Annotated in this window: 12 protein-coding genes; 9 read left to right on the top strand and 3 right to left on the bottom strand. The window is 37.2% G+C overall.

Translation table 11 applies throughout. From position 1 onward, the window contains the following. Window positions 1-32 precede the first annotated feature (32 nt). From Q0465_RS08980 to Q0465_RS08970, 3 genes are all read left to right on the top strand, one after another. Window positions 33-1,082, top strand: a complete 1,050-nt coding sequence (locus Q0465_RS08980; RefSeq protein WP_298615273.1) for a M20 family metallo-hydrolase — start codon at window positions 33-35, stop codon at window positions 1,080-1,082. A 27-nt stretch (window positions 1,083-1,109) separates the two neighbouring features. Continuing rightward, complete coding sequence (argH, locus tag Q0465_RS08975; RefSeq protein ID WP_298615271.1) at window positions 1,110-2,444, top strand: argininosuccinate lyase; 1,335 nt, start codon at window positions 1,110-1,112, stop codon at window positions 2,442-2,444. 203 nt (window positions 2,445-2,647) lie between these two features. Then, window positions 2,648-3,016 carry a hypothetical protein gene (locus tag Q0465_RS08970; RefSeq protein ID WP_298615268.1) on the top strand — a complete coding sequence of 123 codons (369 nt, stop codon included), beginning with the start codon at window positions 2,648-2,650 and terminating at the stop codon, window positions 3,014-3,016. Window positions 3,017-3,104: 88 nt separating this feature from the next. On the opposite strand, the gene Q0465_RS08965 is transcribed toward Q0465_RS08970, so the two are convergent. From Q0465_RS08965 to Q0465_RS08955, 3 genes are all read right to left on the bottom strand, one after another. Further along, window positions 3,105-4,427 (bottom strand): sigma-54 dependent transcriptional regulator, encoded by a 1,323-nt coding sequence (locus Q0465_RS08965; RefSeq protein WP_298615266.1) that lies wholly within the window; start codon window positions 4,425-4,427, stop codon window positions 3,105-3,107. Window positions 4,428-4,588: 161 nt separating this feature from the next. Then, a complete protein-coding gene (locus Q0465_RS08960; RefSeq protein WP_298615263.1) occupies window positions 4,589-6,592 on the bottom strand; it encodes a glycoside hydrolase family 2 protein in 2,004 nt (667 codons plus the stop codon). 272 nt (window positions 6,593-6,864) lie between these two features. Further along, window positions 6,865-9,387, bottom strand: a complete 2,523-nt coding sequence (locus Q0465_RS08955; RefSeq protein WP_298615261.1) for an ATP-binding protein — start codon at window positions 9,385-9,387, stop codon at window positions 6,865-6,867. 442 nt (window positions 9,388-9,829) lie between these two features. On the opposite strand from Q0465_RS08955, the gene Q0465_RS08950 reads away from it, so the two are divergent. The 6 genes from Q0465_RS08950 (at window position 9,830) to Q0465_RS08925 (ending at window position 16,523) form a co-directional block, all read left to right on the top strand. Further along, window positions 9,830-11,176 (top strand): site-specific integrase, encoded by a 1,347-nt coding sequence (locus Q0465_RS08950; protein ID WP_298615259.1) that lies wholly within the window; start codon window positions 9,830-9,832, stop codon window positions 11,174-11,176. A 76-nt stretch (window positions 11,177-11,252) separates the two neighbouring features. Continuing rightward, entirely contained in the window at window positions 11,253-12,515 is a 1,263-nt protein-coding gene (locus Q0465_RS08945; protein ID WP_298615258.1) for a hypothetical protein, read from the top strand. A 214-nt stretch (window positions 12,516-12,729) separates the two neighbouring features. Further along, a complete protein-coding gene (locus tag Q0465_RS08940) occupies window positions 12,730-13,017 on the top strand; it encodes a DUF3853 family protein (RefSeq protein ID WP_298615256.1) in 288 nt (95 codons plus the stop codon). Between the two features lie 86 nt (window positions 13,018-13,103). Further along, complete coding sequence (locus Q0465_RS08935; protein WP_298615253.1) at window positions 13,104-14,312, top strand: hypothetical protein; 1,209 nt, start codon at window positions 13,104-13,106, stop codon at window positions 14,310-14,312. Between the two features lie 62 nt (window positions 14,313-14,374). After that, window positions 14,375-14,728, top strand: a complete 354-nt coding sequence (locus Q0465_RS08930) for a hypothetical protein (protein WP_298615250.1) — start codon at window positions 14,375-14,377, stop codon at window positions 14,726-14,728. A gap of 4 nt (window positions 14,729-14,732) precedes the next feature. Beyond that, window positions 14,733-16,523 (top strand): hypothetical protein, encoded by a 1,791-nt coding sequence (locus tag Q0465_RS08925; protein ID WP_298615248.1) that lies wholly within the window; start codon window positions 14,733-14,735, stop codon window positions 16,521-16,523. Window positions 16,524-17,108: the final 585 nt, after the last annotated feature.

The raw sequence follows: 17,108 nt of genomic DNA, 5'->3' as shown, positions 1-17,108 counted from the left end.
GTATTTTCGGAAAAATAAATAAAAACTAAGATATGCAGGTTTCGGAAGCAGTGGATTTGTTAATGAAAATTATCTCTATTCCTTCTTTCAGCGGGGAAGAAGATCGGGTTGCGGATCTGATGGAAATCACTTGGGCCAAACTCGGTTATAACGCTTTTCGTAAAGGAAATAACGTATGGGTACGTTCCCGTAATTTCGATCCGGTTAAACCGACCCTTTTATTAGAAGCCCATATCGACACAGTTAAACCGAATTCTGCCTGGACGCTTGATCCTTTCCGCCCGGAAATCCGGGAGGGGAAATTGTTTGGATTGGGAAGTAACGATACGGGAGGGAGTATTGTTTCCATGTTGGCTGCTTTTTTACAATTGGATAAAAAGGTTCAGCCTTATAATATGATTTACCTGAACTCAGCCGAAGAAGAGAATACCGGAAAAGGAGGTGTGCAAAGTGTAGTGGAAGAATTGGAGGGAATCGCTTTGGCTTTAATTGGAGAGCCTACCGGAATGCAGGCTGCGATTGCTGAAAAGGGGTTGATGGTATTGGACTGTGTAGCGAAGGGAAAAGCCGGACATGCTGCTCGGGAGGAAGGAATAAATGCTATTTACGAAGCTTTGCCGGATATAGAATGGTTCCGGAATTACCGTTTCGGAAAGGTGTCGGATTTACTGGGAGAGGTGAAAATGACAGTAACCGGCATACAGTCAGGAACTTTGCACAATGTCGTACCTGCAGAATGCCGTTTTATGGTGGATATACGGGTAAATGAGCATTATTCTAATGCTGAGATTTTTGATATAATCCGTTCCCGGGTAAAGAGCGAGGTAAAACCCCGTTCTTTTTCCCTGAATTCTTCCTGTATTTCTGAAAATCATCCGCTGGTAAAACGGTGTAAAGCTGTCGGATTGACTACTTACGGTTCCCCTACTACTTCTGATCAGGCCGTTATTCCCTGGACTTCCCTGAAGATTGGCCCCGGAGACAGTGCCCGCAGTCATACAGCTGATGAATACATTCGCCTGGAGGAAATAGAAGAAGGTATCGGCCTGTTTGTGCGATTATTAGATAACTTTCGGTTCTGAACATTTTAACATTTAAATATAAAAGTCATGAAACTTTGGGATAAAGGATATGATATCGACCGTTTTACAGAAAAATTTACGGTCGGAAAAGACCGTGAACTGGATGTGCTGCTGGCAAAAGCGGATGTGCTGGGAAATATGGCTCATTTAAAAATGTTGCATTCCATCGGATTAATGAACAATCAGGAAGTAACGGATTTGGAGAATGCTTTAAAAGAAATTGGGCAAGTTATCGACCGGGGAGAATTTAAAATAGAAGAGGGAATAGAAGATATACATTCCCAGATCGAATATTTATTGACCCGGAAATGCGGAGAGGCCGGGAAAAGGATTCATACCGGCCGTTCCCGTAATGATCAGGTACTTACGGATATAAAATTATTTACCCGCTCTGCCTTGATAAGTGTGCTTCAGCATGTGCAGGAATTTTTCGAAATCCTTATGGCGAAAGCGGAAGAAAGCAAAGGGGTTTTATTACCGGGGTATACCCATTTACAGATCGCAATGCCTTCTTCTTATGGAATGTGGTTCAGTGCTTATGCCGAGTCGCTGGCCGATGATTTACTGTTTTTAAAAGCTGCTTACGACATGGTCAATACGAATCCTCTCGGCTCTGGGGCGGGCTATGGCTCTTCTGTGCCTCTCGACCGGAGGCTGACTACTTCCTTATTGGGATTTGAGGATTTGGCATATAATTCCGTTTACGCCCAAATGCAAAGGGGAAAAATGGAAAAAAATGTATTGTTTGCTTTGGCGGCAGTGGCTACGACTTTAGGGAAAATGGCTGCAGATATCTGTTTGTTTTCTTGCGGAAATTTCGGATTCTTAAAATTACCGGATAAATTTACAACCGGTTCAAGTATTATGCCTCACAAGAAAAATCCTGATATATTCGAATTAATTCGGGCTAAATGTAATCGTATTCAATCTTTACCGGGCCAATTGACTTTAATCTGCGCCAATCTCAATTCAGGTTATTTCCGGGATATGCAGCTGACAAAAGAAATATTTTTTCCGGCTTTTAGCGAGTTGACAGATTGTCTGTGTATGGCCGGAACGGTTTTAAAAGAAATACAATTAAACCGGAATATTCTGGAAGATAAACGCTATAATTATTTATTTACGGTAGAAGATGTAAACGATATGGTAAGTGCCGGAATCCCTTTCCGGGAGGCCTACCGAATTATAGGTTTGAAAGTACAGGCGGGAGAATACGATACCAATATGCAGCGTTCCCTTCACCATTCCCATGAAGGGAGTATGGGAAATCTTTGTCTGGAACAAATCAAAGCTAAATTTATACGGCACTGTTGGGATTATACTTCTGTATTGGAAGCAGAAAAAGCGTTGATGGGAGACTGAATTTTAAATAAAGTTGTGGAAATTTTCCCCTGTCTTTTTTTAATCTCCTCCCCATTTTCCTCAATTTAAGATGCTTAAATGAAATTTTCAGATGAGTTAATGTATTGATTTCAAGACAATTATTCTATCCTGTGGATTTTTGCTCCTTTTTGGCATAGCTTTTTCTATAAAAAATAGAGAGCTATGATCTAAAAGGAAAAATTATGAAACGTATCACAGGAATTAGCGGAATAGTATTAGGATGCGGACTCTTTTTATCGGTTTCGGCTTCTGCTTCTTCAAATCCTCCTTTCTATGAAGAAGATACTGTAAAGGGGGAAATGGTTTATGATGCTCAATTACCGGCAGAAACCGTGAATCTACGCAAAATAGATATTGATAATGTGCCTTTAGTGGTGAAATCCGCTATCGCAGCGCGGTACTCTGCTTATGTGGTTGAGGAAGCTTTTATAGAAGATAATAGTTATTATAAATTAATGCTGAAAAAAAGAGGATCTAAATTAGCAGTTTATTATAGCGGGAATGGTGAATTTCTGCGGAAAGAAACCTGTAATTTTATGCAGGGTATTTGATGTTTTATTATTTAATGCGAAAGAAAGCTGCCTCGTCCGGGGCAGCTTTTTCGTGGACTTGAAAACAATCGGCTGAATGAAACATCTTTTATTCTAATGAATAGTGTTTTAACCGGTTATAGAGCGTTTTCCGGTCTATTTTCAAAAGCCGGGCAGCTTCACTTTTGTTATTATTACATTTTGCCAAAGCTTCTTTGATCAACTCCAGCTCATTTTTTTCCCTCCGGGAGGAAAAATCTTCAGGGGTATTTTCAGAGCAAGCCAGTAACTCAGCAGGAATATCATTTTCCGAAATAAAAGAAGATTTACACAATAAAGTTGCCCTTTTTATTACATTTCTCATTTCCCGTAAATTACCCGGCCAAGGGTATTTTTTAAAGATTCGGATCACTTTATCTTCAAATCCGATGACATTTTTACCTAATTCTTCGTTCGATTGGGAAAGAAAATGATTGGCAAATACAATAATATCTTCCGGTCGTTCCCGTAAACTCAAGGCCCTTAAAGAAAATTCATTCAGGCGGTGGTATAAATCTTCCCTGAATCTTCCCTCTGTTACAGCTTTTTTCAGATTTTCGTTCGTCGCTGAAATAATCCGCACATCAAATTCAATTTCTTTATTGCTTCCTACAGGTTTTACTTTTCTCTCTTCCAGAGCACGTAATAGCTGTACCTGAATTTCATAACTCAAATTCCCGATTTCATCTAAAAAAATGGTCCCTCCGGAGGCCGATACGAAATACCCTGTTTTGTCGCTGACAGCTCCGGTAAATGCTCCTTTTACATGCCCAAAAAATTCACTGGCTGCTAACTCCTTGGGAATAGCCCCGCAATCTACGGCAATAAAGGGTCCGTTTTTGCGTTTACTCTTTTCATGAATCAGCCGGGCAATATATTCTTTGCCCGATCCGCTTTCCCCGTTAATCAGTACTGTCATCTGGGTGGGTGCAACCAATTGAATATATTCGTATAATTTATCAGCTTGTTCACTCGTCCCCTTTATATAGGAAATTCCTTCTTTTGTTTCTGCTTTTTTCTGTATAGCCGGATTTTTTTTCGCTAAAGCATCCTCAATCTTTTTGAGAATTTCTTCCGGAATCACAGGTTTGGAAACATAATCGAATGCTCCTGCCTTTATGGATTCTACCGCGGTCCGTATGTCGGCATACCCTGTCATTAAGATCACCTGTGTGGCCGGATAGTTTGCTTTTATACTTTTTAAGAGAAATATTCCATCTTTATCCGGGAGACGCAAATCTGTCAGTACAACATCATATTTTTGCGCCGCCAGTGATTTTAAAGCAGCTTCACAGGAGAAAACCTCGTCGACATCAAAGTTGCGTTTGGATAACCAAGTCTTTAACATTAAACAGAATGTCGTATCGTCGTCTACTAATAAAATTTTTGCCATGTCTCCTATTTTGCTATAAAATTAAAGAAAAAAATATTGTAAAGCCAGTTCGTAAGGTGTAAACTCTACATCTTTTGAAAAAAATATCGTAAAGCCGCACAGCAGGGATAAACCAAATGCTTTCTTAAAAATGTTTTCCACATAAGGGTAAGATGACACTGTTAAAAAAGAATTTTTACTTTGTCTGTTACTCCTTGCTTCGAACGGACGAACAGTATATTTTCTCCTGCTTTTAAGAAGACCTCCGGCCAGATAAAAATACCGTAAGTCCCTTTTCTGACACCTAAAGATTTTCCATTTAATAACAATTCTACTTCCGGTTGATTGGAATAGATTTTTATTTGTTGAGGTGTTCCCGATCTTTGCTTTAACCGTCTTTCTGCTATATATACGAAAGGTTCTTCTAAATTCCAGTTTGCTTTATAGAAATAAAAAGCATCTTTTTTTGTTTTCCGGTCGAAAGTTACTAAACCTTTATCATTTTTCCCGGCAATTTCTCCTTCCTGACGATGAGCAGCTCCAAAATCAAACATATTCCATACAAAAGTACCCCATAAATAAGGCCTCTGATCGATTGCTTTCCAATGTTCTTCGTGGAAGAATGTTTGCCAGTTTTCGGGATGCCAATAACTGTTTGCTATTGGCTTTTTCAATTCTTCCTGTTGATGAAGGATACTTCCCCCGGCACCGTATTCGCTGATTCCCACAGGTTTCCCCGGATATTTTTTATGTACGGCATCTGCCCACTCTCCTATCCCGTCAGGTTCTCCGCCATACCAACCGTAATACTGGTTCCAGGCAATCAGATCGGTTACTTCATTCAAGATGCCGTTTTGATTACTGGCTGCGGTCGTGAGGCGTGAAGGGTCTTCCTGATGAGCCAGGGTATGTAATTCTTCAATGTATTTTACAGGATCGTCTCCTGTTTGCTTGAGTTCATTGAATAATCCCCAAAAACAAATAGAAGGATGATTGTAATTCTGACGTATTAGTTCTTTGAGTTGAGTGATACCGTTTTCTCTGAAAGAGGCTTGATTTACAAATCCTTTGTCCCGATAGCCACCCGGTCCGACAAAGGGGATTTCAGCCCATACAATAAATCCGTATTCATCACAAAGATCGTATACATAACGGTCTTGAGGATAATGAGCTAACCTTACTGCATTGGCTCCCATTTCTTTGATAAGTGCCATATCTTCCCAATGATGAAGTGGAAGAAGTGCATTCCCGATTTCCGGCCGGTCCTGATGACGGCATACGCCTTTTAATTGTAAATGTTCCCCGTTAAGAAAGAAACCTTCGTTGGGATCTACCCGGAAATTCCGGATGCCAATTCTTTCGTTTACCCGGTCTTTGATTTGCCCTTCATGAATCAATTCAGTAACTGTATGATAAAGGAAAGGGTCTTTACGTCCGTTCCAGAGATGTGGTTGTTTAACTTCCAATGTCAGTTCTCCTACCGCTTCCCCCTTTTCGTCAAACGTAATCTTTTGCTCTTCACTGAGAAAGGTTTTTCCTTCCCGATCTTCTATTTTTACCCGTATTACTGAAGAACAACCTGTTTTCCCTTTTGCTAAGATTTTGGCCTGAATCCTGGCTTTTTTCCGGGAAACTTCTGCCGGAGTAAAGTATACACCGAAGGAACCGTAGTCGGAAAGACTGATATGGTAAGGATCGGTGACAATGAGTTCAACATCCCGGTATATACCTCCGTACATGTTGAAATCTCCGACCAGAGGCATAATATCTAATTGGGGAGAATTATTGACTCTTACCCAGATTGTATTTTTTTCTCCCCATCGTATATAAGGAGTCAGGTCAACGGCAAAAGCCGTATATCCTCCCCGGTGTTCTCCTGCATGTCTACCGTTTATAAATACATTTGCTATGGTATTTACTCCTTTAAAACGTAAATAAATACATTTCCCTTGCCAGTTAACCGGAATATCAATATCTTTCTCATAATTCCCCAATCCCCGGTAATAGTTTATTTTCGCTGTCAGGGCATCTTGATTCCAGGTATGAGGCAAGTTTACTTCCGTAAATGTATTCTTCTTTGTCTCGTATCCCGGTGTAAATTTCCAGGAACGATTCAGGGAAATAACTTCGCGTCCCCACACTTGACAAACCACACTACACCAAAAAATAATCAGAATATATTTCATTTCTAGCCGTTTGAATGAGACAAAAATAGGAAAAATCCGGAAATTCAGGAAGGTTTGTGGGTTCAAATGTTCAAAGTGAAAATGTTCAGATATTTAAATTTAAAAGAGAAAGCAGTTTCGTACCTTTCAATTTGCTTGTGAACAAACGCACGGTTTTGATTCAGGAATAATAATCAGGAAAATTGCTCCTGTTGAGCAGCTTCCTGATAAAAGAATCCGGCTAAGGCTGAAAAGGAGTAGTCCGTTTATCGAACTTTTTTACATCTTGGATTTCAATAAGTGTTTTGTTTGTCAATTTGATTTTGTAATGCTTGTATTAATGTTTCTGAGATTGTGATAACTTGCTGCACGAGAGCTGCGCTTTCAGCCACCGGCAAGGGATTTTTTTCAGAGTGCTCCAGTTTTTGTAAAGAATCAAGCACGGTGTTAACTTCTAACTGGCGAAACAGCGGTAACATTTTATGAGCTAGAAGTCCAATGGCCGGCCATTGGTTTTCCTGTAAATATTTTTTGAGTAATTCAATATGTTCTTGGGTATTGCTGATAAATGATTTTAAAATTTTTTGTAAAGCTTTCGGATCATTATCTGTAAACTGAAGAATATTTTTTAATGTATATCCTCGGGTTTCTTTATCGGGAAAACAATCCTCCGGGGAAGAAGGAATAGACTTAATGGACTGATCCAGTCCGGTCAGGCGGAGAATGAGCTGGATCAGTTGAGGGGAGGAAAAAGGTTTACTCAGATAAGTTGTAAAACCAGCCTGCAGGTAGTCTTCTTCTTTTTTGTCCGAATCGGCTGACAACGCTATAACCGGAAGAGCGGGAAAATGTTTACGGATTTGTTTTACAAGTTCAAATCCATTCATTTGCGGCATTTGAATATCTGAGAATACCAGATCATAATGGGTGGCTTGTAATCTGCTTATTGCTTCCTGCGGATGAGTGGTAATGTCAGATGAAATACCCTGACTGTTCAGTAAGCCGGCTGTCATCTCCAGCTGAAGCGGATCGTCATCTATCAACAATATTTTCAAGCGGGATAAAGCCGCTTTTTTTACAGAATTAAGTGGGGAAAGGGTTTCTTTTTCCGCGGCAGGAAGTTGAACTGCAGATTTCTTTAACGGTAGTTCAATGGTAAAACAACTGCCTTTACCGGGTTTGCTGTCCAATTGAATTTGTCCTTTGAGCAGGTGCACCAGTTTTTGAGTAATGGTAAGTCCTAAACCTGTTCCTTCTGCAGGGGCAGATGAAGTTAAGCGGGTAAATTCCTGAAAGATTAAAGTTTGTTCTTCTTCGGAGAGACCGGGGCCGGTATCTTTTACCTGGATAATCAGTTTATCTCCGGGTACGTTTGTCATAACGATAAGGGCGACACTTCCTTTTTTTGTGTATTTAATGGCATTGGACATTAAATTTACAATAATCTGACGTATTCTCAGCGCATCCCCGGTATATTCTTTATCCAGTTTTTCGTCTATATGGTAATTGAGCACCAAATTTTTGGTTTTAGCCAATGGAATAAAGCTGTCATTTATTTCCTGAAATAAACGGGCCGGGTTAAAACTGATATTTTCAGGTTTTACTTTGTTGTTTTCCAATTTGGAAAAATCCAGTAAGTTCATAACCAGTTTTTGTATGTGTTCAGAGGAACTTTTCATATTTTTCAGGAAATAGCTTTGACGCTCATCGGTATGTGTGGTGTTTAACAGTTCAATATATCCTAAAACAGAACTTAAAGGAGATTTAATGTCGTGAGTTACCGATAACATAAGTTGTTCCCGGCTTTTCAATAATTGATCGGTATAGGCTTTAGCCTTTTCTAATTCTTGCCGGTAACGCTGGTTACGGGTAATGTCTTTCAAAATGAGCGTACAGAAAAAGGCAATGAATAGAATTGCGATGATGGCAATTTTAGCTATCATTCCCGCTGCAGAGTTCATGACTTTTTCCCGTTGTTTCATCCGGCTAATGGAATAATTGATTTCTTCGTTTTCGTAATCGTATAATACTTTTTTTAATTGTTCTGTTATTCTGACACTTTGGAGGACAATGTTGTATTCCTTTTGGGTAATTTGCCGGTTCAGATTTTCAGTCTCTGCCTGAAAATTTTCCCAGGCTGATTTGAGTAGGTTCATAATACTGTCGGCATTCGTAGCAGGAGCGGGATTATAAAGCGTATCCCACACTTCACGGTTTGTAACGGTAATTTGTAAAGAAGAATCCGGTTGGCGGGAAGAAAAGAGCCTTAAAAACCCTTTTTTCTTTTTTTCATTTTTAATGTAGGAACTGTCTCTTGTAGTGATTATCCGTTTTTGTAGCTGGGGAACATCCGTCAAAGTGTCACGGTTCGATTCAATTAAAGCCATCGCCTGGTTGTAATAATCTTCCGGTGTCTGGGATTTTTTAGCACGTATAAGTTCCTTGAGGTTTCTGATTTTATTGTTGAGTAAAGTATGTATGGTATCAATACGGGCAATTTGTCCGGGTTGGTCGGTCATGTTTTTCAACGAATCGATGTTCAGCTCAACCTGATTTATGATTTGAATGTATTTCCGGAAAGAGCTGGGAGAACCGGTTTGTATAAACGAATTACTTAAAGATTCAGCTTCATAAAGACCGGTAATGGTATTCCCGATGATGAAAAGTTTTTGGTTGGCTGTACTGACAAGCCGGTCATTGTCTGTAAAACGGGAAATTTGTTTGTATATAAAAGTAATGGCAGCAATGGTGAGGATAAAAAGTAAAATGTAACCACTCACTACTTTTAATTTCGTATGTCGGGACGGTTTTTTCATCTTTTTCTTTTCTTTATGCGAATATAGCATAAAAATTACACATTAGGGCACGTCCCTGGTGTGTAATCAGCCGCTTATTTTTTGATTGGAGTTTAAAATCTGATCGGATCTGATCGTATGAAACGATTCAAAATTTAGATTTCGTTGTGCAAACGTCGTGCAAATTGTAGAAATGAACAGAAAAAAGTAAACGCTAAATAAGTGATTTATACTTATTTAGCGTTTTGCTCTGTGATTCCGTGGGGACTTTGCTTTTGATAATTCTTGATTTGTAGTTTTATATTATTTATCTAATATTCAATCAATTATGACTGTGTTTTTATAAAATACTGTCATAAAAATTAATGAACAATCGTATACAGGGGGAGTAAGGAAAAGGTGTTACTCCCCCCAAATTTTGTATATATATTTGTCTTCCGAAACATTAAAAAAGGAGGTCATAATGCAGGAAATTAAGTATAATACAAGAGTATTTGTTGAAGATAACGGACAAGTGATGATTCGTGTTCGTTGGAATCGTAAAAAGAATGAAGTCGCTTTCTCTGTCGGTTGTTATGCTGATTCTGACAAATGGAATAGTGAAGACCAGAGAGCCAAAAATAATACAACCCATACTATAGGGAATAGAGTATTTGTAGCCCGTGATATAAATAACCGGATTATTAATTTTTTAGGATATATAGGGGACGCATTTACAGAGGCGGGTTTAAAAGAAGTTATGCCTGATAATAATTGGTTGAAGGAACGTGTAAATACAAAATTAGGACGGGTTAAACGGGTGGAGGTTGAGAAAGAGAAAACATTTAAAGATTTGTTCGAGGAGTTTATTAAGATTACTTCAATAGAAAAAAATTGGACGGAGAAGGTACATTACAAATATGAACAAGCTTGGAATAATCTGAATAGCTGTCACCCTGATATTGCTATAAATGCGTTGGATAAAGAAAAAATGATAGAATTAAAAGAATGGTATGTTAAAAATGAATACCGTAATCGGACAACAAACAGACATTTTGTTAATTTAAAGGCATTTCTGAGGTGGATAGACACAAACTATTATCCGATTAAGAAAGAAGTGTTACGGTATAAAACGAATCTTACTGTGGTAAAGAAAACCGTTACATTTTTGAAGTTTAAGGAATTACTGCATTTTGAGTCTTTTGTATTTCCCCCTACTAAAAATTATTTAGATAAGGCTCGTGATATGTTCTGTTTTATGGCTGCAACTTCCCTTCGGCACAGTGATTTGGTAGCTTTGAGACGTGTACATATATCGAATGGCAAAATTGAAGTTTGTACCGAGAAAACGAATGAAAAGATTTATATTGATATTAACGAACACGCCCAAAGAATACTTGATAAATATGCAAATTATGAGGGCGATATGTTATTCCCTGTACCGTCTAATCAGAAGTTGAACGATTATTTAAAAGAGGCTGCTGAAATGGCAGGATTGGATAGGGAGGTATTAGACATTTATTTCATTGGTACTGAACGGCACGAGGAAGTAAAGAAATTTTATGAGCAAATTAGCTGTCATGATGCCAGACGAACTTTTATTTGCTGTTCCCTTGCAATGGGTATTCCGCCTACGGTAGTAATGTCATACACCGGACATAGTGATTATGATTCAATGAAACCTTATATAGAGGTGTCGGATGAAACCAAAGAAGAACAAATGAATAAATGGAATAATCAGCAAAATAAAACCGAAATAGCGGAGTTACTAAATAAGATGAAGCCGGAAGAAATAGCAAAGGCGTTGAAAATCTTGAAACAGACAGCTTAAAAATAATTTTAGAACGGCATTTGAGAAATCAGATGTCGTTTTTTATATCTTTGTTTTATTAAAAATAGAAAATATTATGAAAGAAGCTGACATAAAAGGTAGATTAGAATTATTGAAAGCTGTTTTTCAAAATTTGAAAGATATTTCTTTGAAAGATATAAGTTGGAAATTTTTGGAAAGTGAAAAGGGGAGCTGTCTTTCCCCTAGGTCGCAAACAGAGTTACTTATGCTTAATTTTATAGAAGGTAAAATATCAGAGGAAGATTGTTGGGAAATTTTATGTGAATTAGGAGAAAGAGAAGGGATTCTTTTTTTAGCTCCTTTGTTAGGAAGGAGAAAATTTTTAAAATTAAAAGAAGCCTTGAAAAATAGAGATTATACTCTTTTTATTAAGACTATCAATGGAGATAACCTAATAAAATTGAAAGTTATTATATATGAATGGAAACTTACTAGAGGACCTATTCAGAAAATTCAACAGTATTTAGCAAATCTTTCTATTAAACAGAGTATTGAAGACCTTGAACTTATCGCACCACACATAATTAGCATATTTGATGAATACCAGAGAAAGAAAACTAATGAGCTAGAAGAATTAAAGAAAAAATCTGAAGAAGAAAAAGTTAGATGGTTGCAAAAAATCATATATTCTTTATATTATGCTATATTTTATTTCTTAAATAATAATATGCCCTTCAAAGTTCAAAATAGTATTATTACATTATTGAAGGAATCCCCATATTCATGGGAGTTACAAGAATTGTATAATGAGTTTATGAGAGAAAATGGAAATGCAAAGGATTGGATAATATGTATAAAAAACCATGAACAAATACAAGTTCCTACCATAATTTTACCTGAATATTATAATGAAGAGAAGGATAAACTTAGTGAAAAAAGAAGTTTACATTTGGATTTGAACAAAAAACAAATAGAATTTTTGTTTCAAAGTTTACTTGACCAGAAGTATATATCAGATGCTAGTGATATTATACGTTTTGCTTTTTTTCTGACAGGTGAAAAACCAAAGGATTATGATAATTTTGAAAAAATAGAGTGGTTGGGAGGTTTACAGGATTTGGCTTGTTTTATTGGTTTGTTATGTCCCATTAGCGAAGATATAAAAAGTGGAACATGGGAAAGAACAGCAGAAACTTTTGTCCGTGAAAGTAAAGCTGTTTCGTCAGATAATAAAAATATTTTTAACGAGATAAGTAGTAAGGGATTAGCTTCAAGTTTTAAACGGATTGAAAATAAATATCGGGAGAAGGAAGAATATAAAAATGACACGTATGAGTATTTTAAAAATTTAATCATGGAAATGAAAAAGATTTTTTAGAATAATATTTAAAATATAAACGGCTGTTATAAAGGATGTATCATTACGATACATCCTTTTTTATTGGTTGGGATGCGGTTGGGATTTTGTTGAAGTAAAGTTGGTGGTTTGTTGGTAAAGTTTTATGTATCAGATATATGGGTTAATATTGTCCCCGAAATCAGAACGAGAGGTTTTGAAGCTTCACTACTCGAATCCCTGATTTGTACCTATAATGAACGAGATAAAAGAAAAACCACTTTTTCAAGCGACCGTTGGGGATGTCGCTAAAGTATTGGAAGAAATTATCACTTCTTCTACCAGTAATGAATCGAACAAGACGCACCGAGCTGACAGGAGGTTTGCCTATGGTATAAAGGAGCTGGCAAAAGTCTTGGGATGTAGTATAGCAACCGCTCAGAGGATTAAAAGCAGTGGGAGACTGGATAAGGCAATTTCTCAGGACGGTCGTGTTATCATTGTCGATGTTGAATTAGCGTTGGAGCTGATGAAAAACAAGTAAGCATTTATTAACCAGAATAACAGCCTTTGAAATATTAGGCGGCCGATATTGTTTCAGAGTGCTGTTATTCACAAAAATTTGAAATTATGAAAGAAAAAAACACAGGAATAGAAGAAAATGTAGTCTCTGTTTCAGAATTGCCTGAAACAGTGATTAGTCAAGTCGAATCAGTTATTGGGGAAAGCGATGAACCATCTCTGGACGAAACCAAGGAAGGAGAATTTGAAGAAATCTGGAAAACTTTGAAAGAAGGAGGCAGAGTGCTTTTTCAGAAAGCGATTAAGGTACTAAAGTTAGCATTTATGCCTGAAATCAACAGAAAGATTATAAAAACCCATGTAAAAGAGTTAGCAGAATCTTTAAAACAAGATAAAACAATGCTTTATCCTATTGAAGTCATTCCGGCGGAAAAAATATTAGAGGAAAAAATACTTTTACAGGATGCTATGGGTAAAACCATAAAATCTGAGGACGAAGATGTTCAAAAAACGGTGGGAATTGGAAACGGTCAGCATAGAGCCTATGCAATCATGATGTTAATGAATGAAAATAAAGATATTGAGCTCGATGCTTACATTAAATTTGCTGAAATCCCAGAGGGTATGAAAATCTCTGATTACATTAAAAAAGGCAATGTAAACCAGCTCGGTTGGAATTACAGAGAAGTAGCCCAAGTTGTCCTTGAAAATAAGTCAGATGAAGATACTCGTATTTTATTCTGTGCAAATGACTGTCACCATAAATATAAAATGGGATTCAGAACATGTTTTAAGATTTTCCATTTAAGTGATGTTTATAAAAAAGCGGATGTTACAAATTGCTTGAACGGTAAAAAATCACCAAAACTAAAGGGAACAAAGGAACAGTTTGAACGTGGTAAAAGAATTTTGGATTCTTTTTTAATTGGCTTTAGAGATCATCCGGAGTTATTAAAGAATAGCGCAGCAATAGATAATTTTATAAGTATCTACATGGAAGCTCTTGACGAAAAGAAATCAGAATGTGTGAAGAATCTTATAACGTTTTATACAGGAGTGGAAAATTCTACGTTGTTAGAAATTGAAAGTAAGAAATCCATTCAGGATAAGAAACAAGCATTCGCTTCCGCTTATAATCAGTTTCTTAAAGAATGGAACACATCAGAAGGTAAAGCAAAATGGACTAATGCAGTACATGATGCCACCGAAAAGTATAAGACAAAAACAGAGGCAATTTCAAAGAAGGAGCCAGGAAGTATTTCTAAGAAAAAAAATCGCAAAGACCCATTTGAAGAAATAAAAAATGCTCTTTGTTAAGAAGTCCTCATAACCTAAATTCCCTGAGTGACAGCCAACAGGGAATTTAAATTCTATGTATTATGAAAAAAGTAAAACTATCAGATTTTATAAATCAGGGAGGAAAAATTTGCCTACCCCAAAAAATCAGTATAGATATGGGCTATGTCAATACTTTGGTTTGTAACCTTCATTGTGTTAGTCTCTCAGAACCCCTGACAGCCGTATCGGGGAAAGATTTTTTAGCGAAGGGGTGGTTGGCGGTCGATGAAAACGGGACACTGATTTCCCTTACCGATACAGATATAGACCAGAAAATTGTAATCGTCCATGACCTTCATTTATGGTTCGCCCTACAACGGTATAAGGGAAACGCTCAGGATGCCGATATTGTGATTACAGACACTTTGCCGAGAACGAAGAAATATAACTTTTGAGAATATGTGTAACCTCGTAGAATTTATTAATCAATGTTTGGGTATAATCCGGGAACGAATAGAAATCCAGTGCCATACAACAGGAAAAGGTTTTGACATACCTTTTCCTAATGGTACTCTCACTGTCGAAGACCAACTGGGCGGGTATGTTATAGCTTCCGGGTGTGGTGTGGGAAAAACAGAATCTATAAAATCACTTATCCGGCAAAAATGGGATAAAGGCATTCTCTATTGTGTCGATACCATAGCAGAATGCAATAAGATGTATGACTGGCTGAATAAGAATCTAACCGGGAAAAAATTAAACAGACAAAAATTAGAGAAGGACGATATTCTGATGCTTCACTCAGGATGTGATTTTTCGGATAAGGACAGATACAGGAATAACCCGGAATTAATTGTAAAGTGCCGGATTCTCATTATAACACACGTCCGGTTCCTGACAGACCTGATTCATCTTTTTGTTACCTATGAACCCAATAACCCTAATCCCGGCATTCCTCCTTTTGACGGGAATTTCCAAAATCTAATGACACAAAAGAACCTGAGAGAATACCTGATATTTGACGAAACCCCGTTATTCCTGAAACCTTTTGTTTCCATTCCCAGAGAAATAGTAGGCATATTCTCCAATGAGATTAAAGGAGAGTACCAATGTAAGCCTATTGATGAAATAGAAAGGTATTACGATAAATTTATCAAAGGCGGTGTTTTAGGGTTCTGTGACGGGGACAGTAAAGCCGACCAGATGAAAAGGAAAACTGTATTTAATCTGATTCCTGTCCATTACTCCGAATGGATAAGGGAGAAGGATAAGAGATTTGATATACAATTCTATCCGTCTCACTTGATTGTTCCCAATATGGCAACCCATGTACTGATTTATGAAGGTGTGGGGGATGTTTTACTGGGTTCTTCCCCGAAATTTAAACTGCTGGATATACCCCGGAAATATAAAGATACGGTATTGTTTAAAGATTTCGATTTTAAACTGAGCAGGAAAAATAAACCCTCAGACAAAGAGTATAATGATTTTGTCTTTAAGGTAAAAAGCCTTTGTACCTCCTTATCAGGAAAAACCCTTATTGTGATTTGGAAGGATTTTAAAGACGACGATCTGAATGATACAAACAACAAATCCGAATGGGTAAACAGGTTAGAAGAAAAATTGAAAAAAGGAGGATTACGGGGAGATTCATTTTCTGTCACCTATTACGGGGCAGCAGATACCAAGTCAACGAATGAATACAGGGATTACGGGAATATTATCCTTTGTGGCAATTGGGATTTACCCCCTTCCGTTTCAGCCAAGTTCAGGGAAGCCTATAACAGCCAGACTACACAGGATGAATATAAATTCTGGTATATGGTTCAGTTAATTTTGAGGATTGGAATAAGGAACCATAAAGGGAAAACCTATACAGTCTGTTATTCCTCCGACTTTCAGGCTTATTTTATAACCGCTTTAAAAGACTACCTGAATCAGAATAAGCTCAATATCCCTTCCAGAAAACAATCTGTCCCGGTATGGCAGAGTGAAGTGGAGAAATACAGTAAAATGTATGTAAGTCCGATTGAAAAATTAATTACCTATAATCCGGATTTGGAAAAAGCTATTGTTTCTCATTCCAAATTTACATTAGATATTACACTCGATGAAATATACAGAAGATTAGGGAAAACAAACCAAAAGAAAGAGACCAAAACGTTTAAACCATTAATCAGATTTTTAGATAGACACTTTGGAATTATCCTGAATATACAGGTCAACAGAAAGGGAAAAAAGAAGCCATAAAATAAGTCTCCATTTTTTTGTTTCCGGTATAGTTATTATAAGGGTTAAAAAATGGAGAGTAAAGTTTATCATTTATCCAGAGAAAATACATTCATAGATTTGTCATTAACGAGGGAGTATCTGAAAGATACTTCCTCCTTGCCTTTGGCATTATCCTTGTTTAGATTGATGAAAAGGATTGATAATTGGAATTTTTTGAAAAATGGAATATCCTTATTTTCCCCTTTTCACCAGCTTCATGAATTTTCCTTCATATCTTACAATTAAAAATTCCTTTTGTCAGATAAATACAAAAGAGATACCTAATTGTTTCAATTGAAGGATAGAATTGAAGCTGTATCTTATTTTCTGTTTTCCCCCCTTATCACTACAATTGAGAAATCCATAGGTTTATCCAGTTTCTCCGAAACTGTCAATTTCCTATGAAAACTACAATTGACAATCAAGGGGGTATTTTCAAATTTACCCTAAGACGAAACGAGTTTTAATGAGAGGCGAAGCCTTGAATTAGCGTTAGCACTCGTTGAGGATAGGAGGAAGGTATAACAATGCCATACCGGTAAAAAAGAAATGGAGACTTGGGGA

It is taken from the genome of uncultured Odoribacter sp. (assembly GCF_937966165.1).
In the GTDB taxonomy this organism is placed as follows: Bacteria; Bacteroidota; Bacteroidia; order Bacteroidales; family Marinifilaceae; genus Culturomica.
Note: the sequence above shows the minus strand (reverse complement) of the source record. Positions and strands in the feature narration are given on the sequence as shown.